We start from the raw sequence: 23,477 nt of genomic DNA, 5'->3' as shown, positions 1-23,477 counted from the left end.
GGAGATTCAGCGCCGGGGCCCCGTGGACTCGCGGACGGTGAGGCAGGGGCGCAGGGTGACGTGCCGCGCTGCGCTGACCGTGTCCGTGCTCGCCAGGCGCTCGAAGGCCATCGCCGCCGCGAGGCGGCCGATGTCCCGCCCCGGCGGGGTCACGGCCGTCAGCGGCACCGCGGCGAGTGCCGCGAAGGAGTCGTCGAAGGTGAGGATCGACAGGTCACCGGGAACGTCGAGCCCCATCTCCAGGGCGATCCCCGTCAGCTCGACGGCGTAGTGGTCGGAGTGGGCGAGCACGGCCGTCACCCCGGCGTCCAGGGCGCTGCGCAGGAAGCTGCGGGCGAGATCGCCGCTGTCGCCCTCGGGGACCTCCGCGACCGGCGAGACGGGCGGGAGGTCGAGGCGTTCCAGCGCTCTGCGGACGCCGGCCCGCAGGAATGGCGCCGAGGGGGTCTCGACGAAGTACATGCCGATCCGCTCGTGGCCCAGCTCCGCGAGGTGGCGGATCCCGATCACGGCGCCCGCGCTGTGGTCGGTCCGCACCGACTCCAGCTCGTCTCCCACCGGGGCGTGCTCGACCGACCTCTCGACCATCACGACGGGCACCGGGGCCTCGCTGAGCTGGGCGAACCTGTCGAAGGAGTCGGCCACGGTGGTGGTCACCAGCAGGGCGTCCACCCCGCCCGAGAGCATCCGGGCGATCTGGGCGCGCTCCCGCTCGGCCTCGTAGAGGCTGACGCCCAGGACCACGCGTCCGCCGAGCGCGCGGGTGCGCTCCACGGCCCCGTCGACGATCTGCGGGAAGTAGTAGCTCGGATCGGGCGTGATGAGGCCGAGGGTGAACAGCGGCGCGTCCGCTCCGGAGGCGTCCCCTCCCGCGCGAGGCGCCGGGCGGTGGCGCACTCCGCCGAAGGCCTCGGCCTCCACCGCCTCGGCCCCGCCGTGGATGCGCCGTACCCGCCCGGCGTCGGCGAGCTCGCGGAGGTCCCGTCGCACGGTCATCGGCGAGACGCCGATGCGCTGGGCGAAGTCGGCGACCGAGACGGTGCCGTGCATGCGCAGCTCGGCAAGGATCCGCTGCTGCCGGTCGTGGAGATCCATGCCCGCTCCTGATGATCGATTTATGTTCGAGTGATCATCGTACCTTGACGGTGATCGGCGCCGCTGTCGAGACTTCACAGCCATGGGGTCGGCGCGACGAAGCGTCCCGGCGACCCCGCCCCGTCCACCTGTGAGCAAGGGAGCCGCCGTGAACGTCTCGACACCCGTGAAGCCGCGACAGCCTGCGGCGACGTCCCTGCGCTCGCCCGTCGCGCCGGACGCCCCGCGCCGCCGCGTGCGCTTCGGCGCGAAGCTGCGCCGCGACTACCCGCTGGCGATCATGGTCGCCCCCGCGGTGGTGCTCCTGCTGCTGTTCGTCTACGTCCCGCTGCTGGGGAACGTCATCGCCTTCATGGACTACCTGCCGTTCGTCCCGATCCTGCAGAGCCCGTGGGTCGGTCTGGAGAACTTCACCCTCCTGTTCGCCGATCCGGCGTTCTGGACCGCGGTCTCCAACACCCTGCAGATCACGGCGATCCAGCTGCTCCTCTTCTTCCCGGTGCCGATCGCGCTGGCCCTTCTGATCCACTCGTTGGCCTGGCCCTGGCTGCGGTCCATCGTCCAGTCGGTCCTCTACATGCCCCACTTCCTGTCCTGGGTGATCGTGGTCGGCTTCTTCCAGCAGACCCTGGGCGCCGGGGGAGTGCTCAACCGGACCCTGCGCGAGCTCGACCTGGCGACGATCCACGTGATGTCCGACCCCGGGACCTTCAAGCTCCTGCTGGTCGGCCAGACCGTCTGGAAGGACGCGGGGTGGGCGACGATCATCTTCCTCGCCGCGCTCGCCGCGATCGACGACTCGCTCTACGAGGCCGCCGCGATCGACGGAGCCGGTGCCTGGGGGAGGTTCTGGCACGTCACGCTGCCGGGGATCCGACCGATCATCGTGCTGCTGCTGATCCTCCGGCTGGGCGACGCCCTGAGCGTCGGCTTCGAGCAGATCATCCTGCAGCGCAACGCCGTGGGCCCCGGTGCTGCGGAAGTGCTGGACACGTTCGTCTACTACCACGGAGTGGTCGACGGCAACTGGTCGATCGGCATCGCCGCCGGCCTGATCAAGGGCGTGGTGGGCCTGATCCTCATCCTCGCGGCCAACAAGGTCGCCCATATGCTCGGCGAGCAGGGAGTGTATTCGAAAGCATGAGCACCATCTCGCGCCCCGTCTGGGCAGGAAAGCCCCAGCCCGTGGTCCTGGCCCTCAAGGCCTTCACCATCGTCCTGATCATGATCGTGATCCTCTTCCCGTTCCTGGTGGTCGTCTCGACGAGCCTCTCCAGCACCGAGGACATCACCGCCGCAGGCGGCTACGTCGTGTGGCCGCGATCGGTGAGCCTGGACGCCTACCGGCAGATCCTCGCCGGAGGCATCGTCACGCGGTCGATCGTCATCACGACCCTGGTCACCGTCGTCGGCACCGCCCTCAGCGTGATCTGCACGGTGCTGGCGGCGTGGGCTCTCAGCCGCCGCACCTTCTTCCAGCGGCCCGTCCTCATGTTCGTGCTGCTGACGTTCCTGTTCTCTCCGGGCATGATCCCGCTGTACCTCATGGTCAAGCAGCTGGGGCTGCTCGACAGCCTGTGGGCGCTGATCCTCCCCGGTGCGTTCAGCGTCTTCAACATGGTCGTGGTGCGGGGGTTCATGATGGGCATCCCGCAGGAGCTCGTCGACTCCGCCAAGATCGACGGCGCGGGCGAGCTGCGGATCCTGCGGCAGATCATCCTGCCGCTGTCCCGAGCCGTGATCGCGGTCGTCGCCCTGTTCTATGCGGTCGGCTACTGGAACTCCTTCTTCAACGCGCTGCTGTACCTCGACGACACGTCCAAGTGGACGCTCCAGCTCGTGCTGAGGACCTACGTCCTGCAGGGATCCCCGCTCGCAGGAGCCAGCACGGACGCCGTCGCCGCACCGCCCCAGTCCCTGCAGATGGCCGTCGTCATGATCGCGATCATCCCGATCCTGCTGGCGTACCCCCTCGTCCAGCGGCACCTCACCAAGGGCGTCCTGACCGGCGCCGTGAAGGGCTGAGCGCAGCACGCCGTCGTCCGCGCGGACCGCGACCGCTGCCCGACCCGTTCCCTCTCCGTCCCGAGCGTCCGCTCCCGGGCGTGCTCCAGCGCGCCCGATCCCACCCATCACCCTGAGGAGTCCCCATGTCTCGCAGCACCCCGTCCTTCGGCCGTCGCCGGCTCCTCGCCGGCGCCGGGCTCGGCCTCGCCGGGATCGGCGGACTGACCGCCCTGTCCGGCTGCGGCGGCTCCGGTCCGTCCGCCGAGATCTCGACCGAGGTCGCCGACCTCCCGACCTACGCCCCGATCACCGAAGGACCCGAGCCGGACCTCCCCGGCAACGGCTCCGTGCAGCCGGCATTCTTCACCGCGCCGCAGCCGGATGATCTGTTCCGCTCCGTCAAGGATGCTCAGGCGCCGTCGATGAGCGATCCGGTCTCCGCCTTCGTCCTCTCCTATGCGCCGCCGGCACCGGAGGACAACTCCTTCCTCGAGGAGGCGAGGACGCGGCTCGGCACGGACCTGAAGGTCCAGATCACCCCCGCGGACTCGTTCAGCCAGAAGTTCGCGACGATGGTCGCCGGGGGCGACATCCCCGACCTGGTGGAGTTCCTCTCCTTCGGCCTGCCGCCGAACAACACCCAGCTGCTCGAGGCGCAGTTCGCCGATCTCTCGGATCTCGTCAGCGGCGACGCCATCGCCGACTACCCCAACCTCGCCAACATCCCCGCGGCCTCGTGGGAGAGCTGCCGGTTCAACGGGCGCATCTACGGAGTGCCGATCCATCGGCCGCCGTTCGGCTCCCCTCTCATCGCGCGCCCGGACCTCTTCGCCGAGATCACCGGCGAGGAGCCGGCGCCCACCTCGCGGGACGAGTTCACCGAGATGCTGAAGGCCGTGACCGATCCCAAGGCCGGCCGTTACGCGATCACCGGCCAGAGCGGCGGCGACAGCATCTCGTGGGGGTACGACTTCATGGGCGCGATGCACGGGGTGCCCAACGGATGGGGTCTGGTGGACGGCAAGCTGGTCCACAGGTTCGAGTCCGAGGGCTGGCTGCCGATGCTCGACTACGTGAAGTCCCTCTGGGACGCGGGCGTCTACCACCCCGACACCCCGAGCATCACCAACTCCCAGGCCAAGGCGGATCTCGCCTCGGGCACCTCCCTGCTGCACCAGGACGGGATCTCCGCGCTGCTGGACACCACCTCCCCGGAGACCACCTACGGCGCGATCGTGCCGTTCGCCGCGGACGGAGGGCCCGGGATCCTCTACCAGGGGAGCTCGACCTTCGGCTTCACAGCGATGAAGAAGGCCGACGAGGCCCGCCTCGTCGGGCAGCTCAAGATCCTGAACTACCTCGCGGCGCCCTTCGGCAGCGAAGAGGCCTACTTCCTGCAGTACGGCATCGAGGGCGAGCACCACACCCGTGCCGCGGACGGAACCCTGACGCGGACCGACGCCGGAGAGGCCCAGATCGGGCCGAGCGCCCTGAACTACCTCGCCGCCGGTCCTCAGGTCCTCTCCACCGCAGTCCCGATGGAGGACCGCCTCACCAGGGACCACGCCTTCCAGACCGCCGCCGAGCCGATGCTCCTCAAGAGCCCGGTGGCCGGGCTGGATTCCCCGACGGAGTCGAAGTCGAGCTCTGCCAGCGGCGCGGTGCTGGTGGCGATGGACGAGTACATCCTCGGCCGCGACTCGCTGGACGCAGTCACCGCCGCGATCGACTCCTGGCGCTCCGCCGTCGGCGATGCGATCCGAGAGGAGTACACCGCACAGCTGGACTGACGGCCCGGCCGTACGGCCAGCCCCCTGCCCACCCCTGATCCCGTACCGCACCACCGCTCTCGACGAGGAGACGACCATGACGAACCCCCGATCCATCGGCCGGCGCACCGTGCTGAGCGCCGCCGCCGCCGCGACAGCCGGCCTGAGCACCGTGGCGGCCGCCGCGCCCGCATCGGCCGATGCCGTGAGGGCGAAGCCCGCCCCCGGCCCCTTCCGGTGCATCCGTCCCGCCGCCGATACCACCACCGTCCTCCGCAATCCGCTCACCGGCTGGGTCCTCTACGGCACCGGCAGCCCGGCGGCGGACTACTGGGACAACTACGACCACCTCGTCGTGGCCGGCCGCGACGAGACCGTGCGCGTGGCCGACTATGCGCACACGCTCTACTTCCGCCTGTCCTGGACGGTGCTGAACCCCGAGGAGGGCGTCTACGGCTGGGACGTCCACGACGGGCTGCGCACCATGATCGAGGGCGCGCGCGATCGGAACATGCGCCTGGCCTTCCGGGTCGTCGTGGACAGCCGCGACAAGGCGAGCGACTTCACCCCGGCCTACGTCCGGGAGGCCGGCGCCCAGGGGTACGAGACGCAGACTGGCTCGCGCACCGTCTGGTCCCCGTACCCCGACGATCCGATCTTCCAGGAGAAGTACGCGGCCTTCGTCCGTGCGCTCGGCGAACGCTTCGACGACCCGTCCGAGGTCGACTTCGTCGACGGGTACGGTCTGGGAAAGTGGGGTGAGGGGCATTCGATGCGGTACCTCGATCCTGCCCATCGCGAGAGCGTGTTCCGCTGGAGCGTCGAGCTGTACTCGCAGGCCTTCACGAAGGTGCCGCTGGCGATCAACTACCACCGCATGATCGGCGGCCCGAAGGACTGGGGCGATCCCGATCCGGAGAGCGCCGGCCTGCTCGAGCACGCGATCGATCAGGGGTACATGCTGCGTCATGATGCCTTCGGCATGACCACGTACTACGGGCAGTGGGAACGGGACTTCGCCTCGCGCTGGAGCACGACGCTGCCGATCATGTTCGAGGGCGGATGGGTGACGAAGTCCCACGACTACAGCGTGGACCCGCGCGGATACGAGACCGTCGAGGACGTGCGGCGCGGCGAGTACGACGACGCGATCGAGGCCCGCGTGAACACGATGGACTTCCGCATCGGCGAGACGGAGTCGTGGTTCGCCGACGTCCCGGAGCTGGTCGAGGACTTCATCGCCCGCGGCGGCTACCGCCTCCACCCCGAGGAGGTCACGGTGCCGCGGGCCGTCGGCCGGTCGCGGACGGCGACGCTCACCCACCGCTGGGCGAACCTGGGCTGGGGCATGTTCCCCGGCCACCTCCCGCAGTGGGAGGGGCGGTACAAGGTGGCCTTCGCCCTGCTGGACGCCGATGCCGATCATCGCGTCGTGCAGACCTTCGTGGACGAGTCCGCGGACCCGTCCACCTGGCTGCAGGGCGAGTCCCATGAGCACTCCCTCGAGGTGCAGGTGAGCGGGCCCAGCCGCGGGAACCTGGTCTGGGGCCTGGCGATCATCGACACCGCCGCCGGCGGCGCGCCCGGGATCGAGCTCGCCGCCCAGGGCGAGACCACCGAGGACGGCTGGCTGATCCTCGGGGCGGTCGCGGCGGGCTGAGCCCCGGGCCGGTCCTGCCCCGCAGGTGACGCTCTCCGGGGCGGCGTCCCGCAGACGGCGAGGCCCCCGGCGCCGGCGGCGGTGGACCGTTCCACCGTCGCCGGCTCGGTCGGGCCCGGCCAGGGGACGGACGCCCCGTGGCCGGCCCGGTCAGCGCTCCGGAGTGCCTGATCCGATCCCGACCGCCTCCTCGTCTGCGGTGCGCGGCGCATCGGGGAGCGCGCCGTCCCCGAGGAGGTCGCCCCACGGCTCGGTGCTGCCCGCAGAACGTGCTCCCGCCTCGAAGAACAGGGCGATGGTGACGGCACCGGGGTCGAGGACGCCGCGAGCCAGCTCGCCCACGTAGCTCGCGCGACCCCGTTGGGCGATGAGCTCGCCCGTGGACCGGGCCCCCTCCCGCGCCGCCCGGGCGGCGGCGGCGAGGGCATCGGCCGCGGACAGCCCGGAACAGGCAGCATCGTGCAGAGCCGCGGCGGCGGGATCGAGGGCATCGACCATCGTGCTGTCGCCGACCTTCGCGCCACCGAGCGCGGTGATCCGCTCGAGACCGTCGTGCACGCCGTCGGCGAGATCCAGGGTCGTGGCTTCCGCATCGGCGGCTCGACCGATGCTGCGGAACCACATGCCGAACAGGGGGCCGCTGGTCCCACCGGTGGCGAGGAAGCCGCGGGAGACTGCGGTGAAGACGCTGCGGAAGGTCGCGCCCTCGGCTGTCGGGAGGGCTTCGGAGACGCGACGGAGCGCGGAGGCGATGTTGGTGCCGAAGTCGCCGTCTCCGGCGAGGCGGTCCAGGTCGCCGAGCCGTTGCTGGGACCTGTCGAATGCCTCCTGGAACTCGGTGATCCAGGCGTGGGCGGCGATGCCGTCGAGGGAGGTGGTCATGATGGGTCCTTTCACCAGGTGAGGTGGGGGGTACGGACGGGGGCGTCCCAGGCGGCGACGAGGTCGTCGTCGGCGACGGTGAGGGTGAGGGAAGCGCCGTGCATGTCGAGGCTCGTCACGTATGAGCCCACGAGGGAACGGGCGACGGTGACGCCGAGGGTGTCGAGATGGTGGTGGACCCGCCGGGCGAGGATCGACAGCTCCAGCGGGTAGGCACCGCCGAGCCCGTTGACGATGGCGATGACGCACTGGCCGCGCCGCAGGGAGAGGTCCTGGACGAGAGGTGCGATGAGCTGGTCCGCCAGCTCATCTGCCGGGGCGAAGGGGATGCGGCCCGTCCCCCGTTCGCCGTGGATGCCGACTCCGAACTCGACCTCCTGCGGACCCAGCGTGAAAGCCGGCGTCGAGCTGCCCGGATGGGTACAGCCGTCGAGGGCGAGCGCGAGGCTGCGCGAGCGGGTGACCACCTCGCGCCCGGCTGCGGCGACCGCCGCGAGATCGGCGCCCTGCTCGGCGAGGGCGCCGCAGATCTTCTCCACGGTCACCACAGCCGCGGTGCCGCGGCGGCCGGGGCCCACCCCCTGCTTGTCGGAGGCGAGGTCATCGTCCACGAGGACGCTGTCGACCTGGATCCCCTCGTCCTCGGCGAGCTCGGCGGCGATCTGGAAGTTCAGCACGTCGCCGGTGTAGTTCTTCACGATCTGCAGCACGCCCCGGCCGGAGTCCGCGAGCGCGGTCCCGGCCTGGACCTGCTGCGCGGTGGGGCTGGCGAACACGGCGCCCGCGACGGCGACGTCCAGCATGCCCGTCCCGACGAAGCCGGCATGGAGGGGCTCATGGCCGGAGCCGCCGCCCGAGACCAGGCCGACCTTGTCCTTCGCGGGAGCGCGGCGGCTGATCAGGGAGGACCCGGCATCCAGGGAGAGGAGTCCCGGGTAGGTGGCGGCGAGGCCCTCGAGGGCCTCGGAGATGACGTCGTCGGGGCGGTTGATGAGCTGTCGGGGGGTGGGCATGGTCTTCCTTCTCTCGGGTGGGGCGGTGAGGGCTGAGTGCGCCTGCGGTGCGGGCTGGGCGGTGTCGGCGAGGGCCTGCAGGAGGATCGTCGCGGAGGCGGCGCCGGGGTCGAGGTGGTGTGCGCTGCGCTCGCCGAGGTAGCTGGCGCGGCCGCGACGGGCGACGAGGCCGATGGTCGCGTCGCGGCCGCTGGCGGCGGCCGCGGCCGCGAGCCGGAGGGCCTCTCCGGTGGGGCGGTGCTGGGCCGCGGCGAGCTGCAGCGTCTGGGCGGCGGGGAGGAGGGCGTCGACCATGGTCTTGTCGCCGGGGTCTGCGCGGCCGCGGGATCGGACCGCGGCGACCCCGGCGGCGATCGCTGCGGCGAGATCGCGCAGGGGGACGGTCTCCCGGTCCCCGATCTCCTCGGCCATCCCTCGCAGGAACGTGGAGAAGAGGATCCCGCCGGCTCCTCCCGCGGCGGAGCCGAAGGCGGCCGCGGCGGCGGTCAGGACCGATCCGGCGCCCGGAGCTGCTGCGGATCGGGCGCCCTGTGCGGCGGCGGAGGCTCCGGCGGCCATGATCGTGCCGTGGTCGCCGTCGCCGATGGCGGCGTCCAGGTCGCAGAGGCGGGCGGCCTGTGCGCCGATGCGGCGGTCGACCTCTGCCATCCACGCGGTGGAGAGCGGTCCGGTGAGGTGCTGGTCGAGGTCCTGCTGCAGGCCGTTCATGCGTGCTCGAGCTCCTCGGCGGTCGGCGTGACCGGGGCGCGATCGCCGGGAGTGCGGGACAGCAGGGCGAAGGTCCACCCTGCAGCGACTCCGGCCAGGAGCTCCGCGAGAACGTACACCGGCCACTGCTCCCAGTGGACCTCGCCGCCCAGGAGCTGCTGGACGAGCATCGGTCCTGTCGTGCGCGCCGGGTTGATCGAGGCGCCCGTGGCGGGCGCGACCGGGATGATCGCTGCGAAGACGACGAGGCCGATGGCGATGCCGGCGAAGCCGGGCGCGGCCTTGCGGTGGAAGACGCCGAAGACGGTGATCACGAGGAGGAAGGTGCCGAGGAACTCGGCGGTCGCCGCCTGCCACCAGGGGATGTCCCGGTAGGCGGCGACACCGAGGCCGAGCTCGGAGGCCTCACGCCCGAGAGCTCCCACGATCGCGGCGGCCCCGAGGACCGCTCCGAGGAGCTGCGCGGCGAGGTATCCGGGGACGTCCCTCCGGGCGAACTTCCCGGTCGCGGCCAGGGCGATCGTCACGGCGGGGTTGATGTGGCAGCCGGAGATGTACCCGAACGCGTGCACCGTCGCGACGACGATCGCCGCGAACGCCAGCGAGATGAATCCGAGGTCGGCGCCGGTGAAGGCGGCGCCGCCCCCGGCCATGCTCAGAGCCGGGACCGAACCGACCCCGACGAAGACCAGGAACGCCGTGCCGAGGCCTTCGGCTGCCAGGCGCTGCCCGAGCGAGTGCTCGTCCATAGTGTTCTCCCTTGAACAGTATTCGACATTGTCGAACGAACTTCGGTAGTGTCGAATCCTGCAGGGTGGCTCGGGATGTGTCAAGCCTTCGGAGGCGGCAAGATGGACCCGACGCCGTTCCGCAGCCGGAAGGAAGCACCGTGATCCAGTCCATCGACCGAGCCGCGAGGATCCTGAACCTCCTGCGCGCCTCGCGCCGCATGGGGATCAGCGAGCTCGCCGCAGCGCTCGAGCTGCCGCCGTCCACCGTCCACGGCATCGTCAAGTCGTTGCAGGAGCACCGTTTCGTCGCGCAGGAGCCCGGCGGCAGCCGCTACGTGCTGGGGCCGGCGCTGCTGCGGCTCTCCAGCGTCTACCTCGACACCGTCGAGGTCCGCTCCCGGGCGATCCGGAGGATGCACGACCTGGCACGCGCCACGGGCCTGGCGACGCGGCTGGGTGTGGAGCTGTTCGGGGACGTCATCGTCATCCACCACGACCGGCGCCCCGACGGGTCCGAGCAGATGCCCGAAACGGGGATCACCATCCCCAGCCATGCCTCGGCGCTCGGCAAGATCCTGCTCGCCTACGACGACGCGCACGCCGACGAGGTGCTCGCCTCGCCTCTGACGGCGCTCACCGCGGACACGGTCACCGACCCGACCGCGCTGCGCCGCCAGTTCGAGGAGGTCCGGCGCTCCGCCTGCGCCGAGGAGGTCGAGGAGGCGGTCATCGGGGAGTGCGCGCTCGCCGCGCCGGTGCTCGCCGCGAACGGCGACGTCGTCGCGGCGATCGCGCTGGTCGCGCCCTCCGAGGAATGGCCGCTGCCTCCGAGCGCCGCGGCGAGCCTGCGCGACGCGGCCCGCATGATCTCTCGCGAGCTCGGCGCCCTGTCCTGGCCGCCGCGCGGTCGCTGAAGGCGGCGCTCACCCCGCGACCGGGATCAGCTCCACGTGGCCGCCCACCCGGTACGCGACCGCCGGGTCGTAGGGCTCGAAGCGCAGGGCCATGCCGGCCTCCTCGGGGGTGCGGTCGGCCTTGCGGTTGTTGCACTCCTTGCAGGCGCTGACGAGGTTCAGCCACGAGGACTCGCCGCCGCGGGAGACGGGCATGATGTGGTCGACCGTCGCCAGCAGCGCCTCGATCGCCGGGCTCTTGGAGACGCTGCGGCCGCAGTAGGCGCAGGTCCAGTGGTCCCGCTCGTGGACGGCCCGGAAGGAGAAGCCGACCGAGCGCTGCCCGCCGCCCTCGACCCACGCACCGCTCAGCTCGCGGGTCAGCTCGAGGGCGGTGGGCACGATCCGGTCGTCGGGGGCGAGCATGAGCTCGACGGGGTCCGCCACGCCGCGGCGGATCATGCCGAAGGCGTGGCGGACGGAGGTGGTGTGCAGCAGCTCGCCGATCCCCGTGCCGGGGTCGTAGCCCTTGTTGTAGACCTTCACGATGCCCATGCCCACCGCCTCCTCTCCGTCAGCTCCGGGCCGGCGGGCCCGGGATCCTCGCCGGGTGCGCCGGCCTGCTCATCGGCCGCTCATCCCTTCACGCACAGCACCGTCCGCAGGTGCGCCACCGGCTCGACCAGGTCGGACTGGTAGCGCAGGACCGCGTGCAGGTCCTTGTACGCCGCAGGGATCTCGTCGATCACCCCGCGGTCCTTGCGGCACTCGATCCCCTCCGTCTGGGCGACGAGGTCCGCCCGGGTGTACGCCTTCTTCGCCGCGGTGCGGCTCATCCGGCGCCCGGCCCCGTGCGAGGCCGAGCAGAAGGACTCGGGGTTCGCGAGGCCGCGCACGATGTACGAGCCCACGCCCATCGACCCGGGGATCAGGGCGAGCCCGCCCTCCCGGGTGGAGATCGCACCCTTGCGGGTGACGACCATGTCCTCGCCGTCGATCTCCTCGATCGAGACGTAGTTGTGGTGGCAGTTGACCGGCATGTCGAAGCCGACCTCGCGGCCGCGGGCGGACCAGTGCGCGGCCACGGCCTCGCGCAGCAGGCCGATCATGATCGCGCGGGAGCGGGAGGCGTACTCCTGCGTCCAGTGCACGTCGCGCACGTACGCGTCCATCCCCGGGGTGTCCGCGAGGAAGACGGCCAGGTCACGGTCGGGCAGGGCCTGGTTGTGCTCGAGGCCTCGGGCCGCGGCGATGTGGACCTCCGCGACCTCCTTGCCGATGTTGCGCGAGCCGGAGTGCAGGGTGATCCACACGCGGCGGTCGCGGGAGTCCACGCACAGCTCCGCGAAGTGGTTGCCGCCGCCCATGGTGCCGAGCTGGCGGCGGGCCTTGCCCTCGCGGTCCTGGACCTTCTCGGGCAGGGCCGCGAAGCCCTCCCAGAACCGGTCGAGGCCGGCGCGGGCGCCGATCCGCGTGAGCGTCCCGGCGGGGACCGGGGCGGAGTGCTCGTGGAAGCCGACGGGGATGGCCTGCTCGATCGCCGAGCGCAGGGCGCCCAGGTCCTCGAGGTTCTCCTCGACGAGGTCGGTGCGCACGGCCGCGACCCCGCAGCCGATGTCCACGCCGACGGCGGCGGGGGAGACCGCGCCGCGCATGGCGATGACGGAGCCGACCGTCGCACCCTTGCCGAGGTGGCAGTCGGGCATGACGCGCACCCCGTGCACCCAGGGGAGGGAGGCGATGTTGCGCAGCTGGTCCAGGGCGGCGGGCTCGGTCTCCTGCTCGGGCAGCCACATCCTCACGGGCGCCGCGGTTCCGGGCAGGGTCGACGGGAGGGTCGGGAGCGCTGCTCCGGCCAGGGTCGTCATCGGTTCTCCTCCTTCCGGGCGGTCGGGCCCCGGGAGGGGCCGTGGTCGCCTCACGCGCGGCGGAGGATCTCCCCGTCGTGCGGGTGCGAGCCGCCGCCCCGGCCGATGCCGGGGCGGGCGACCCGTCTGTCGGGCACTCTCCGCTGCGCCGTGGGGACACGGCCGCGACTCTGGATGTCCCGGTGCCAGGGGACCCGTGGGAGGCGGGGGAGTCGAACCCGCCGGCCTCCCTCCGGGCGTGCGGCGGGTCCGGCGCCGGGGCGCGGGTCCGATGCAGGCTCGGAAGCGTGGTGAGGTGGTGTTGCGTGGTGCGCGTCGGGGGCGCGGGGCGCTGCGGCCGAGGGCGGGACCCGGGCGATCCGGCCTGTGCCGGTCGCGGCGGAGCGTGCGGTCGCTATGCGGTTGCGATCAGGCCGCGGGGAGCTCCCGGAGTCGCCATTGCGGGGCGGCGGGATTCTCGCGCTGCGGATACGTCGGCATGGCTCCTCCTTCCCGGGCGGCGGCGCCGGACGATCTGTCCGGGCCAGGGCTCATGACGGTGCGTAAGCAGTATGTCCCCGCCGCGCAGATCGGATCAACCGAATTAATCCGACGTTCCCGCAGTGTTCGGCCTCTCCTCCCCAGGCCCGTCCCGTCCACATTCGCGGCCGGGCCCCTCGCCCGGTCCGTCCCGGGCGCCGACGCTGAGGGCATGTCGAAGAAGAACCGCCGCCGTTCCCGTTCCCGTCCCGTGCCCCGTCCTGCCCCGGGGCGCGCCCCGGAGCCCGCGCCGTCTCCCCGGGCCGCTTCCCGGCCGGGCGCGGTCGCCCCGCCGGCCTCCCCGCGGTCCGCCGCCGCCCCGCCCTCGCCCTCCGCCGCCCCGTCGCCCTCCGGCCGGCCCGGCCGGTTCCCGGCGGACGCCCGCGGCCGATGGGACGCCCGTCGCGGCGGGATGCGGCAGGAGACCTGCGAGCCGTGCCTGTGCCTGGACGCGATGGAGGCGCTGCTGCTGCCCCGCGAGGACGAGCTGATCGTGATCTGCGAGGACCTCCACCAGGCCGCCTGCGACCCCGGCCGGCTCCTGGACGCGGCCGCACGGGTCCCGTTCGCGCGCCGGGCGGCGGCGCTGATCGAGCACATCGGCAACGGCCGGGAGCTCGGCCCGGACCGCCGCCTGACCAGGTCCGATGTGGAGGCGCTGCGCCCTGCCTTCGAGCTCGAGCAGCTGAGCCCCACGTTCCTGCGGATCCCCCGGCTGGACGTGGTGTTCGAGGTCCTCTGCGCCGAGGGATGGCTGGAGAGGATCGGCGGCCGCGTCACGCCGGGGGACCACCCCGTCGCCTATGTCGAGGAGTCGATGGACGCGGAGTCCTTCGCCTACTTCGCCCACGCGGTGGTCGTCGCCGCGCTCGCCCACCGCTTCGCCGGCCGCATCGGGCGCGTGCCCCACAGCTCCTCCGCGCTCACCTTCCGGGCGCTGCTGGCGGCCTGCCGCCCGCAGGGCCTCACCGTCCCGGACCCGTGGGGCCCGGAGTGCCGCGACGCGCTGGTCGATCTGGTGCCGCCGCATCTGGACCCGGAGGTCGTCGAGGGACTCGAGGGCATCATCGACGACCTCGAGATGGCCCGCGACCTGGGGATGCTCGGCGGGAGCGGGGCGCACTACACCGGGGGCATCGCCCTCTACACGGCGCTCGCGGCGGTCGGCGACGACCACGCGGGCCCGTCGCAGGCCCCGGAGACCCTCCGGTGAGCTGCGGCGCGGCGCCGGGGAGCTCAGCGGCCGGTGAGGCGCACGCTCAGCTCCCCGGACTCCGCGGGATCGCGCTGGGTGAGCACCAGGCGGTGCACGGCAGCGCCCCACACCGGCGCGAGCTTCTCGTCCTCGACGTCGATGCGCTCCACCTGCGCCTCGACTCCGACGCCCTCGCAGGTGAGCAGGGCGGGCCCGATGCCGATGGACCCGTCCGTCTCGAGAGAGGGGGCGAGCGCCGTCATGAGCACGAGGGACATCTGCCGCGGCTGCGTGAAGCGCCAGGCATCGCGCAGCAGCACGCCCGCGTCCGCGCCGGTGTCCGGGCGTGCCCGCTCGAGGCGGGCGGTGCGCTCGCAGCTCTCCAGCGCCGCCTCGGGCGGGTAGGCGGGGGCCAGGTCCATGCGCAGCGTCGCCGCCGCCCCGTCGTCGGCGAACTCGGTGCCGCGGGCCGCGAAGTCCCGCCCGGGGCGCTGCTCGACCCCGCCGGGCAGCGGGACGCAGTGGTAGGAGCTGCGCATCGTCCAGATGCCGTAGCGGGTCGTCGGATCGAAGGTCTCGCGGCGGTACACGCCCACGCCCACGTCGATGAGGACGGGGGCGCCGTCCAGGGAGACGATCACCCCGCCCACATCGTTGTGGTTGTGGGAGACGTCGTTGTGCCCGCCCTTGGCGGCGAGGAACCAGCCCTGCGGGGAGCCGGCCTCCTCCCGCGCCACCGCCGTCTCCGTCCCCGGCGCGTACCAGGAGGCGGGCATGCCGGGCGCGGCCGGCCCCTGCGACCATCCCGGATCGCGCAGCTCGTGCAGGGTGCGCAGGAATTGCGGGGCGATCTGGCCTTCGACGCGGAACGGATGCCTGCGACCCATCCATCGGCCGTGCTCCTGGACCGCCTCATCGCCGGTCGCCGCCCCGAAGCGGGTCAGCAGGTGCCAGGAGACGTTCGAGGGCACGGTCGCCTGCCCGTCGGAGTAGTTGACCTGCGTGTCCGTCCCGATCTGCATGCGCATCGGGAAGCGGGCCATGGCCGGGACGGGCTCGATGCCGAAGCCGTCCAGCGCCCCGTCGCTGATGCGGTGCAGCACGTCGAGCGCCTCGAAGAGCGTCGCCCCCGCCCACCACCAGTAGGTCGCGCCCTCGTCGCAGGAGCCGTCCGGGGCATACCCGTCGCGGAAGCGGTCCAGGATCTCCAGCGCCCCCGCGACGTCGTCGGCGAGGACGTCGGCGGACTCCTCGACCACGGCCGCGCAGACCAGCACGTTCGAGACGATCCACGGCGCCCAGTTGTTCGGCGGCTTGTCCCGGCCGTGCCAGAAGTAGACCTCCGAGCGCCACGGCTCGAGCACCCGGCGGCGGATCTCGGCGTGGACCCGTGCCCGCAGGCCGGGGAAGCTGCGCTCGAGCCGGTCCCCGGCGAAGCTGTCGATCGCTGCGAGCATCCCGCCGATGTAGCCGCACGACAGGTCCAGGATGTCGCGGTCGCCCAGCGGCACCTCGGGCCTCTCGCCGCTCTCGGGCAGGGCGTAGTGGGCCGGGAGGCACCAGGCGCTCAGCTCGCACAGCCGCCACATCGCATCGGCCAGCGCCTCGGCCCGGGCATCGTCGCCGGTCACGGCGAGGGCCAGGGCCGCGGAGCCGACCTCGCCCAGCAGGGCCTGCTGGGCCTGCTCGTAGGGAAGGCGCTCGCCGGCGGCGGCGTAGCGGTGCCACAGCGAGAGCGTCGGCGGATTCGCCGCGGCGCGATCGCGCAGCTCCCCGGCGGCCTCGAGCACGTGCGCCGAGTCCTCCGGGGCGAGGTGCGCCCAGGCCTCGCGGTCCTCGACGGGAGGGGCGGCCCGCCAGGTCCGGGGGCGCAGCGCGTCGCGGGCCGGGGCGGTCAGGAGGGAGCGGAAGGTGGCCGGGGGAGTCGTCATCGATCATCCTCGAAGCGATGGGCGGATTCATCCGATCATTTCATGGAGACGTGGCGGAGGGAATGCCCTCGGCCGGACCCGCGGGGCGCTCCCGCGATCCGCGAGCTCCCCGCGAGACCCGGCCCCGGGACGGGGACGAGGCGACGTGCCGGGGCGCGGTGCCGGCCGCAGCTCCCGGCGGAGCCCGGTGCGCGGCATGATGGGCGCATGAGCAACGGCGTCATCAGCTCGGACTTCACCCTGGCCGGTCATGCGGGAACGCTCGTCGGCACGTCCTGGCGTCTCGAGCGGCCGCGCTGGATCGCGGTGCTCGTGCACGGGTACGGCGAGCACGTGGGGCGGTACGGCTGGGTCGCGGCGCGGCTGAACGAGGCGGGCGCCTCCGTCTACGCGGCTGACCACGTCGGTCACGGCCGCAGCGACGGCGAGCGCGTGCTGATCCGCGACTTCGAACCCGTGGTCGAGGACGTGGACCGGGTGCTCGACCACGCCCTCGAGCAGGACCCGGGGCTGCCGGTGGCGCTCATCGGCCATTCCATGGGCGGGATGATCGCCGCCCGCTACACCCAGCGGTTCGGCGCCCGGCTCGCCGCGACCGTGCTCACCGGCCCCGTCCTCGGCCGATGGGAGACGATCGAGGAGCTGCTGGCCCTGCCGAGCATCCCGCACACCCCGATCGACCCCGACACCCTCTCGCGCGACCCCGAGGTCGGGGCGGCGTACGCGGCCGATCCCCTCGTCTGGCACGGCGACTTCAAGCGCCCCACCCTGCAGGCCTTCCACGACGAGATGCAGCGCATCACCATCGTCGGCCACGTGGGGCGCAGCCCCCTGCTGCACCTGCACGGCGAGGACGATCGCCTGGTGCCGCTGGAGACCTCCGCCGCGGGCCTGGCGAAGATCGCGGGCACCGCCACGGAGTCCCGCACCTATCCGGGTGCGCGCCACGAGATCCTGAACGAGATCAACCGCGGCGAGGTCATGGCCGATGTCCTGGCCTTCCTCGCGCGGTATCTCCCGGTGGAGACCGGCGGGCGGCGCGGGACCTGAGCCGCCCGCGCAGGCGACGAGCGGGCCGAGCCTTCCGCCGCTGCCGCCGGCGGGGCATACTGCGGTGATGCAGGGACGCATGTGGGGACGCCGGGCGGGGTCGCTCCTCCTGATCGCCGTGATCGGGCCGCTCCTGGCCGCCTGCACCCTCGCCCCCGGCGGCCTGACCTCGACGTACCAGTGCGCGGACTGGGCGGACCTCTCCGACCCGCAGCTCGCCTTCGACACGGCCGATGCCGTGGTCATCGGGACCCCGGCCGCATCCCATGCCACCGTCCCGATGCTCGGTGTGGACGCCGCCGTGCACGAGGTCTCCGTCCGCGACGTGCTCAAGGGCGACGTGGCCCCGGACTCCACCATCGAGGTCGCCTCGACGCCGGCGTCCTGCGGGGACGGGGAGCCCTATCCCGACGGCGACCCGCTCGGCGAGGAGACGGAGCTGCTGCTGTACCTGACCACGCCCAGCGCGCTCGGAGTGCGGGGCCTGGTGAACCCCGACCAGGGAGCTGTCCCGGTGCCGGATGCGGGCGACCTCCCCTCCGCCGGATGAGGTCGCGGGCCGCGGAGGGATCGTCCTCGGGGTGCGGCCCGAGCGCCCGTGCTCCCCGGAGGAAGGGCGCACGGCCGTCAGGCAAGAGGCGTCCCCCGGGCGGCCCGTGAGATGACGGCACCCGCTCAGAGAGGAGGCAGGAGATGGGCTGGGTGATCCAGATGGCGGGCCCGCCGGGATCGGGGAAGTCCACGATCGCCGCCGCGCTGGGGGCTCGATATCGGATCCCGGTGCTGGACGTCGACGTCATCACGTCCTCCCTGCTGGAGGCCGGAACCGCGATCGCGGACGTCGGTCCCGTGGCCTACCGGGTGCTCCGCGATCTCGCCCGGACGATGGCCGAGCAGTCCGGGTCCGTGATCCTGGACAGCCCCTGTCACCATCCCGAGGTGCTGCAGGCCGGGCAGCGCCTCGGTGAGGCCGTCGGCGCCCCCTTCGTCGTCATCGAATGCTGGAGCGATGATCTCGGGCTCCTCGACCGACGGATCCGCACGCGCCGCGCCCTGCGCAGCCAGCGCCGGTCCGTGGCCGACGGGCCGGTCGACATGCCCGAGGGGCCGGATCCCCGCGCGACGTTCGAAGGGTGGATGACCGGTTCGCTGGTGCCGGAGACGGGACACCTGCGGGTGGATGCCCAGCAGCCCCCGGAGGTCGCCGTTCGAGCGGTCGACGAGTTCCTGGCGGGGCTCGGCGTCACCGAGGAGCAGTGAGCCCGCTCTCGCCGTCCAGCTCCCGGAGGTCCACGATCCTCAGATCGTGCTGGTCGGTCGTGAGCGCCGCCCTCAGGGGAGGCACGTGGGCGGATCCGACGATCACCAGCACACGCCCTCCCGGGCAGCGGCCGGTGGCCTCTCGCAGGCGAGCCGCCATCGCGAGGTTGCGCGCCCGCCACTGCGCGAGCCGTGCCCGATGGATGAAGGTCTTGACGTGGCTGCGGGCCAGGGAGCCGCTCTCCAGGTCCTCGATCCAGGAGAGGAAGCTCGGTCCGGCCATGCGCATCCACTCGTCCCATTCGTCCGCAGGCTCCGGGACCGGCGGCGGACCGGAGTCTCGCAGCTCCCCCGAGGCATCCGACTGCTCGAGGATGTCCATCCATGACGACGTCAGGCGCTCGGTGATCGCAAGACCGGCGTGATCATCGATGTGCGCGAGTTCGCGATGGCCGAGGTCGAGGGCGAGCCGCACGCCGATCCGCACCCGTTCGGTCGGCAGCTCGCACACCGCGGAGAGCTCGTCGAGGAGCGCCGCGGGCACGTCGGCGGTCTGCCAGGGGAGAAGCAGGGCATTGAGCGGCTCGCGAGCGAGGAGCCAGCCGATCACGCGATCGGTGAGGTCTGCGCTCTCGTCCCGAGCAACAGATCGAGCGGTCCAGACGTCCCAGTCCTGCAGATGCGCCGCGGACTCCGCCAGCTCCCGAGCGGTCGGCGCGCCGCCCACGGGAAAGTCGTGGAACGGCCCGCCGCGGGAGGCGTACTCGACGACCAGATGCCCCGGAAGGCTCTCGATCGCGATGACGTCCGGGCGCCATCGGCGCAGATGCGCGAGCCCGCGGGCGAGCGCGGCGTCGGGGATCGACCTCTCCAGGTGCCGCACTCCGAGGATCAGCACGTCCGTCGGGTTCTGCGGAGATCGGTCGTTCACCGGGCATCGCTCCCGCGCTGCGCTGCGGGCCGTGCTCCGCGCACGGCGTCGAAGAGACGGTTCAGGCCCTCCCGGTACTGCGACGTGACCTCGGGCGGCGTCCGTTCGACCTCCCGGGCGATCCGTGCCGAGGCCGTGTCGAGCACGGCACGGTCCGCGGGGTCCTCCGGATCCAGGATCGGCCCGAGCGGCGCGAAAGCGGGGGCGGTCGGCGACGAACCGTTCCAGGTGCCGACAGCGAGACCGAGCTGCCCCAGCGGAGGATCGTGGGTCGGGTCGACGAGGATCCAGCCGTCCTCGGTGCGGACCTCGACGGCGGAGTGGACGTCGGTGCGGAACGCGAGCTGTTCCTGGACATCGAGCAGGCGCGGAAGCTCGTACTCCCAGCAGACGCGTCGCGTCGCGACGCCGAGGACGGCGAGCTCCTCCCGGAGCAGCTCGGTCTTCGCGACGCAGTTCCCGCGGCCCTGCTCCCGCAGACCCGTCGCATCGTGCGCCGCATCGGTCGCGTAGGGCATCGCCTGCACCCGCACGTAGGCGGCTGCCGCAGCGTCCCGGACCTCGTCGATGCCCATGGCGACACTCTGTCATCCGGGCGTGCCGCTGGTGCGGACTGCCGCGGATCCGGGCCGCACGGGCCGTCAGCGCGGCGCGAGGGCCACGGTCCGGTGCGCTGCGGCGATGGTCGAGGCGCGGTGCGCGATCATCAGCACGGCGCAGCCCTCGAGCCGGTCGAGGACCTCGAGGATCGCGGCGTCGGCGCTCTCGTCCAGGGCGGCGGTGGCCTCGTCGAGGACGAGCACGCGCGGGCCGCGGATCAGGGCGCGGGCGATGGCGACGCGGGCGCGCTGCCCTCCGGAGAGCCCTTCTCCGTTCTCCCGCACCGGGGTGTCCAGTCCCCGCGGCAGGCCCGTTCCGGGTGCGGTGATCCCGGTCTGCTCCGCGACGGCGAGGACCTGCGCCTCGGAGGCATCGGGGCAGGCCACGAGGATGTTCTCGCGGATGGTGCCGCGCAGCAGCGGGGAGGACTGCGGGACGATCCCGATGGCCGCGGTGCGGTGGGCGGTGTCGAGGTCGCGCAGGTCGCGGCCGTCGACCCGGATCGACCCGGCATCGGGGTCCCACAGCCGTGCGACCAGCCGGGCGAGGGTGGACTTCCCGGCGCCGGAGGGGCCGATCAGCGCGACGCGCTCGCCGGGGCGCACCCGCAGGCTGACGTCCTCGAGGACGGCGCGGCCCGGCTCGTAGGCGAAGCCGACCGCGTCGATGACGAGGCCCTCCTCGTCGGGGCGCACCGCCCGGGGCCGCTGCGCCTCCCGCGCCTCCGGCGGGGGATCGTCGAGGGCCGGCGGCAGGGCGAGGGTCTCGCGGATCCGCCCGGCGGCGGTGCGCAGGGTGGCGGCGCCGCGCAGAAGGTCGGCGATCTGCGCGGCGGGGCCGAGCCCGGCCACGGACACCACGACCGCGAGCGGCGCGAGCGCGGGATCCAGCTGTGCGGAGGTGAGGACGACGATGCCGATCGCGCCGATCGCGGCGAGGGCGAACAGCGCATCGCCGATCCCGCGCTCCATGCCCACCCGGGAGGCCTCGCGCACCTGCGTGCGGGCCATCGTCCGGGTGGCGGCGTCGATCCGGGCGAGCTGGGCGGGCAGGGCGCGGGCGCCGCGCAGCTCGCGCAGGCCGCGCAGCATATCCAGCAGGTCCGAGCGCAGCACGGCGCCCTGCCGGGACAGCGAGGCCGCGCGGCGGGCGGCGGCGCGGGAGGTCAGCCAGGGCACGGCGATGCCGGCCGCGAGCAGCGGGATCCACACCAGCAGCAGCGCCGGCGTGATCGAGACGGAGACGATCCCGCTGATCAGGAGCACGGCGGCGGCGGTGAGCATCTGGGCGACGGTGTGCGCGTACAGCCATTCGAGGGTCTCGATGTCTCCGATCACGGTGGTGACCAGGGTTCCGGTGCGTCGCCCGGTGCGCCGCTCGGGCAGGCCGCGGCGCAGCACCGCGAACACGCGGGTGCGCAGCAGGCCGATGAGCGTGTAGGCGAGGGCGTGGGAGACCCAGGACTCGCGCCAGGCGGCCAGGGCGACGACCACGGCGAGGGCGGCGAGGGCGGCGGCGCCGCCCGCGCCGATCCCGTCCCCGTGCGCGACGGTGCGGCCGACGACCAGCGCGAGGCCCAGCGCGATGCCGAGGATCCCGAGCTGGGCGACGAGGTTCCACAGCACCGTCTCGGCGAACAGGCGGCGGCGCTCGGCGATGATCGGCAGCAGGGCGCGGATGTCGGCGAGGGCGCTCCTCATCGCTGCTCCGTCCCGGCCGCGGCCGCGGGCGTGCTCTCCAGGCGGCCCTCGCGCATCGTGACCCAACGGTCCGCCGAGGGGGCGGCGCTGCGGCGGTGGGCGATCACGACCAGGGTCGCCCCGGCGGCCTCCCGGACCACGCCCTGCATGACCTGCTGCTCCGTCGCGGCGTCGAGGGCGGAGGTCGCCTCGTCCAGGACCAGCACGGCGGGGCGGGCCAGGAGGGCGCGGGCGAGCGCGAGGCGCTGGCGCTGCCCTCCGGACAGCCGCGCGGCGTCCTCGCCCATCGGCGTGTCCCAGCCCTCGGGCAGGGCGGCGACCACATCCTCGAGCCCGGCGGCGCGCACCGCCCGGCCCAGCTCCGCGTCCGTCGCGCCGGGGCGGTAGAGGCGGAGGTTCTCCGCGAGGGTCCAGGAGAACAGCACCGGGTCCTGCGGCACCACGACGATGCCGCGGCGCAGCGCATCGAGGGCGAGATCGCGCAGGTCCGTCCCGTCGGCGAGGATCCGCCCGCGATCGGGGTCGACGTCCCGCTCGAGCAGCCGGGCGATGGTCGACTTCCCGGAGCCGGAGGGGCCGGCGATGGCGAGATGCTCCCCGGCGCCGATGGTGAGGTCGAGGTCCTCGACGCCCTGGTCGGTGCCGGGGTAGCGGAAGGTGACGCCCTCGAGCCGGATCTCCGGGCCGGGCGCGGGCGGCCGGGGGATCCTCCCGGCATCGGCCGCCCGGGAGGGGAGGTCGTCGATCCGGGCGAGCCCGTCGACGGCGAGCAGCCCCACGTATCCGGCGTGCCACGCCCCGGAGAGGTCGGCGAGCGGACGGAACGCCTCCCGGGTCAGGAGGAGGACGGGGACCACGGCCGCGGCCTCGGCGGAGCCTCCCGCCACCGCCGTGACGGCGGCGATCACCGCGAGGACGGTCCCCAGATGGATGGCCAGGCCGCTGATCGCGCTCTCGACCAGGGAGAACCGCATCTGCGCCATCGTCGAACGGGCCAGGGAGCCCGCCCGATCGGACAGCTCCCGGCCGATCCGCGCCTCCGCGCCGAGGCTGCGCAGCAGCGGCATCGCGCGCAGCGCCTCGGCGTAGCGGTCGGTGAGATCGGCGAAGCGGTCCCAGCGCTCCCGGCCGCCGCGCATCAGCTGGGCGTCCCACAGCCGCGGCCCCAGCACGGCGACGGCCATGGCCGCGCCGAGGACGGCGCCCGCGCTCGGCGACTCCCGCGCGACGAGCACGACGATCGCCGCCGGCACCACCAGGACCACCAGCAGCTGCGGGAGGTACCGGGTGTAGTACGCGTCCAGGCCGTCGACGCCGTCCAGGAGCGTCGCGGCCTGCTCGCCGTGCCCCTCGTCGCGCCCGCCGGGCGCATCGACCAGCCGGGCCAGCAGCCGATGCCGCAGCCGGATCCGCACGGCGGCGCCCAGGTGCGCGGCGACCGGCTCGCGCAGCCACACGACCGCGGCGCGCGCCAGCGCGATGAGCGCGAGCGCGATCAGCGCCGCGGCCGATGCGCCGCCGCCGGAGGCGAGGGAGGCGAGCAGGCCCGCGGCGGTCAGGGCGAAGGCGACGTGCAGAGCGCTGATGACACAGCCGAGCGCCGCCACCAGCAGGATGGGGCCGGGGACCGTCCCGGCGAGCCTCAGCAGTCGGCGGTGGATCATC

The 23,477-nt window shown here is 73.2% G+C and carries 20 protein-coding genes; 9 read left to right on the top strand and 11 right to left on the bottom strand.

Going from position 1 to position 23,477, the window contains the following annotated elements:
• Positions 1–6: 6 nt before the first annotated feature.
• Positions 7–1,095 carry a LacI family DNA-binding transcriptional regulator gene (locus ABD234_RS17395; RefSeq protein ID WP_344358931.1) on the bottom strand — a complete coding sequence of 363 codons (1,089 nt, stop codon included), beginning with the start codon at positions 1,093–1,095 and terminating at the stop codon, positions 7–9.
• A gap of 148 nt (positions 1,096–1,243) precedes the next feature.
• On the opposite strand from ABD234_RS17395, the gene ABD234_RS17390 reads away from it, so the two are divergent.
• The 4 genes from ABD234_RS17390 to ABD234_RS17375 all read left to right on the top strand — a co-directional run bounded on the left by ABD234_RS17390 (position 1,244) and on the right by ABD234_RS17375 (position 6,531).
• Entirely contained in the window at positions 1,244–2,239 is a 996-nt protein-coding gene (locus tag ABD234_RS17390; protein WP_344358928.1) for an ABC transporter permease, read from the top strand.
• Positions 2,236–3,120, top strand: coding sequence for a carbohydrate ABC transporter permease (locus ABD234_RS17385; protein WP_344358925.1), 885 nt, complete (start codon positions 2,236–2,238; stop codon positions 3,118–3,120). Before ABD234_RS17390 ends, ABD234_RS17385 begins: the two co-directional genes overlap by 4 nt.
• Positions 3,121–3,245: 125 nt before the next feature.
• Positions 3,246–4,892, top strand: a complete 1,647-nt coding sequence (locus ABD234_RS17380) for an extracellular solute-binding protein (RefSeq protein ID WP_344358923.1) — start codon at positions 3,246–3,248, stop codon at positions 4,890–4,892.
• A 76-nt stretch (positions 4,893–4,968) separates the two neighbouring features.
• A complete protein-coding gene (locus ABD234_RS17375) occupies positions 4,969–6,531 on the top strand; it encodes a DUF4832 domain-containing protein (RefSeq protein ID WP_344358921.1) in 1,563 nt (520 codons plus the stop codon).
• A 150-nt stretch (positions 6,532–6,681) separates the two neighbouring features.
• On the opposite strand, the gene dhaL (ABD234_RS17370) is transcribed toward ABD234_RS17375, so the two are convergent.
• Genes dhaL (ABD234_RS17370) through ABD234_RS17360 form a run of 3 tightly spaced genes read right to left on the bottom strand, consistent with a single transcriptional unit; the run spans position 6,682 to position 9,883 of the window.
• On the bottom strand, positions 6,682–7,413 hold the full coding sequence (gene dhaL, locus ABD234_RS17370) for a dihydroxyacetone kinase subunit DhaL (RefSeq protein ID WP_344358918.1): 732 nt from the start codon (positions 7,411–7,413) through the stop codon (positions 6,682–6,684).
• 11 nt (positions 7,414–7,424) lie between these two features.
• Complete coding sequence (dhaL, locus tag ABD234_RS17365) at positions 7,425–9,134, bottom strand: dihydroxyacetone kinase subunit DhaL (RefSeq protein WP_344358916.1); 1,710 nt, start codon at positions 9,132–9,134, stop codon at positions 7,425–7,427.
• Positions 9,131–9,883 (bottom strand): MIP/aquaporin family protein, encoded by a 753-nt coding sequence (locus tag ABD234_RS17360; protein ID WP_344358913.1) that lies wholly within the window; start codon positions 9,881–9,883, stop codon positions 9,131–9,133. Before ABD234_RS17360 ends, dhaL (ABD234_RS17365) begins: the two co-directional genes overlap by 4 nt.
• Before the next feature lie 140 nt (positions 9,884–10,023).
• On the opposite strand from ABD234_RS17360, the gene ABD234_RS17355 reads away from it, so the two are divergent.
• On the top strand, positions 10,024–10,779 hold the full coding sequence (locus ABD234_RS17355; RefSeq protein WP_344358910.1) for an IclR family transcriptional regulator: 756 nt from the start codon (positions 10,024–10,026) through the stop codon (positions 10,777–10,779).
• 9 nt (positions 10,780–10,788) lie between these two features.
• Here ABD234_RS17355 and ABD234_RS17350 read toward each other — a convergent pair whose 3' ends face one another.
• Together ABD234_RS17350 and ABD234_RS17345 are read right to left on the bottom strand one after the other, a co-directional pair.
• The gene (locus ABD234_RS17350) at positions 10,789–11,313 is read right to left on the bottom strand and encodes an HNH endonuclease (protein WP_038370970.1); all 525 of its coding nucleotides are present in this window, start codon (positions 11,311–11,313) and stop codon (positions 10,789–10,791) included.
• Between the two features lie 80 nt (positions 11,314–11,393).
• Complete coding sequence (locus ABD234_RS17345) at positions 11,394–12,626, bottom strand: RtcB family protein (RefSeq protein ID WP_425546806.1); 1,233 nt, start codon at positions 12,624–12,626, stop codon at positions 11,394–11,396.
• A gap of 691 nt (positions 12,627–13,317) precedes the next feature.
• On the opposite strand from ABD234_RS17345, the gene ABD234_RS17340 reads away from it, so the two are divergent.
• Positions 13,318–14,358: a hypothetical protein gene (locus ABD234_RS17340; RefSeq protein WP_344358906.1), complete on the top strand. Its 1,041-nt coding sequence runs from the start codon at positions 13,318–13,320 to the stop codon at positions 14,356–14,358.
• A 23-nt stretch (positions 14,359–14,381) separates the two neighbouring features.
• Here ABD234_RS17340 and ABD234_RS17335 read toward each other — a convergent pair whose 3' ends face one another.
• On the bottom strand, positions 14,382–16,271 hold the full coding sequence (locus ABD234_RS17335) for a hypothetical protein (RefSeq protein WP_344358904.1): 1,890 nt from the start codon (positions 16,269–16,271) through the stop codon (positions 14,382–14,384).
• A 207-nt stretch (positions 16,272–16,478) separates the two neighbouring features.
• Here ABD234_RS17335 and ABD234_RS17330 point away from each other — a divergent pair, with 207 nt between their 5' ends.
• The 3 genes from ABD234_RS17330 to ABD234_RS17320 all read left to right on the top strand — a co-directional run bounded on the left by ABD234_RS17330 (position 16,479) and on the right by ABD234_RS17320 (position 18,581).
• Positions 16,479–17,321, top strand: coding sequence for an alpha/beta hydrolase (locus ABD234_RS17330; protein WP_344358902.1), 843 nt, complete (start codon positions 16,479–16,481; stop codon positions 17,319–17,321).
• A 67-nt stretch (positions 17,322–17,388) separates the two neighbouring features.
• Positions 17,389–17,871, top strand: a complete 483-nt coding sequence (locus ABD234_RS17325; RefSeq protein WP_344358899.1) for a hypothetical protein — start codon at positions 17,389–17,391, stop codon at positions 17,869–17,871.
• Positions 17,872–18,014: 143 nt separating this feature from the next.
• On the top strand, positions 18,015–18,581 hold the full coding sequence (locus ABD234_RS17320) for a P-loop nucleotide/nucleoside kinase family protein (protein WP_344358897.1): 567 nt from the start codon (positions 18,015–18,017) through the stop codon (positions 18,579–18,581).
• Here the strand turns inward: ABD234_RS17320 and ABD234_RS17315 are convergent.
• From ABD234_RS17315 to ABD234_RS17300, 4 genes are all read right to left on the bottom strand, one after another.
• Complete coding sequence (locus ABD234_RS17315) at positions 18,565–19,512, bottom strand: hypothetical protein (RefSeq protein ID WP_038370977.1); 948 nt, start codon at positions 19,510–19,512, stop codon at positions 18,565–18,567. The two genes, ABD234_RS17320 and ABD234_RS17315, sit on opposite strands and share 17 nt — an antisense overlap.
• Positions 19,509–20,087, bottom strand: a complete 579-nt coding sequence (locus ABD234_RS17310; RefSeq protein ID WP_038370978.1) for a transglutaminase-like domain-containing protein — start codon at positions 20,085–20,087, stop codon at positions 19,509–19,511. The genes ABD234_RS17315 and ABD234_RS17310 overlap by 4 nt, the downstream gene beginning before the upstream one ends.
• 66 nt (positions 20,088–20,153) lie before the next feature.
• Positions 20,154–21,812: an ABC transporter ATP-binding protein gene (locus tag ABD234_RS17305; RefSeq protein ID WP_038370979.1), complete on the bottom strand. Its 1,659-nt coding sequence runs from the start codon at positions 21,810–21,812 to the stop codon at positions 20,154–20,156.
• Entirely contained in the window at positions 21,809–23,476 is a 1,668-nt protein-coding gene (locus ABD234_RS17300; protein ID WP_038370980.1) for an ATP-binding cassette domain-containing protein, read from the bottom strand. Before ABD234_RS17300 ends, ABD234_RS17305 begins: the two co-directional genes overlap by 4 nt.
• Position 23,477 lies beyond the last annotated feature (1 nt).

The organism is Brachybacterium phenoliresistens (genome assembly GCF_039530785.1).
In the GTDB taxonomy this organism is placed as follows: Bacteria; Actinomycetota; Actinomycetes; order Actinomycetales; family Dermabacteraceae; genus Brachybacterium; species Brachybacterium phenoliresistens.
The sequence above is the reverse complement of the archived record's forward strand: the minus strand, read 5'-3'. Positions and strand labels throughout refer to the sequence as shown.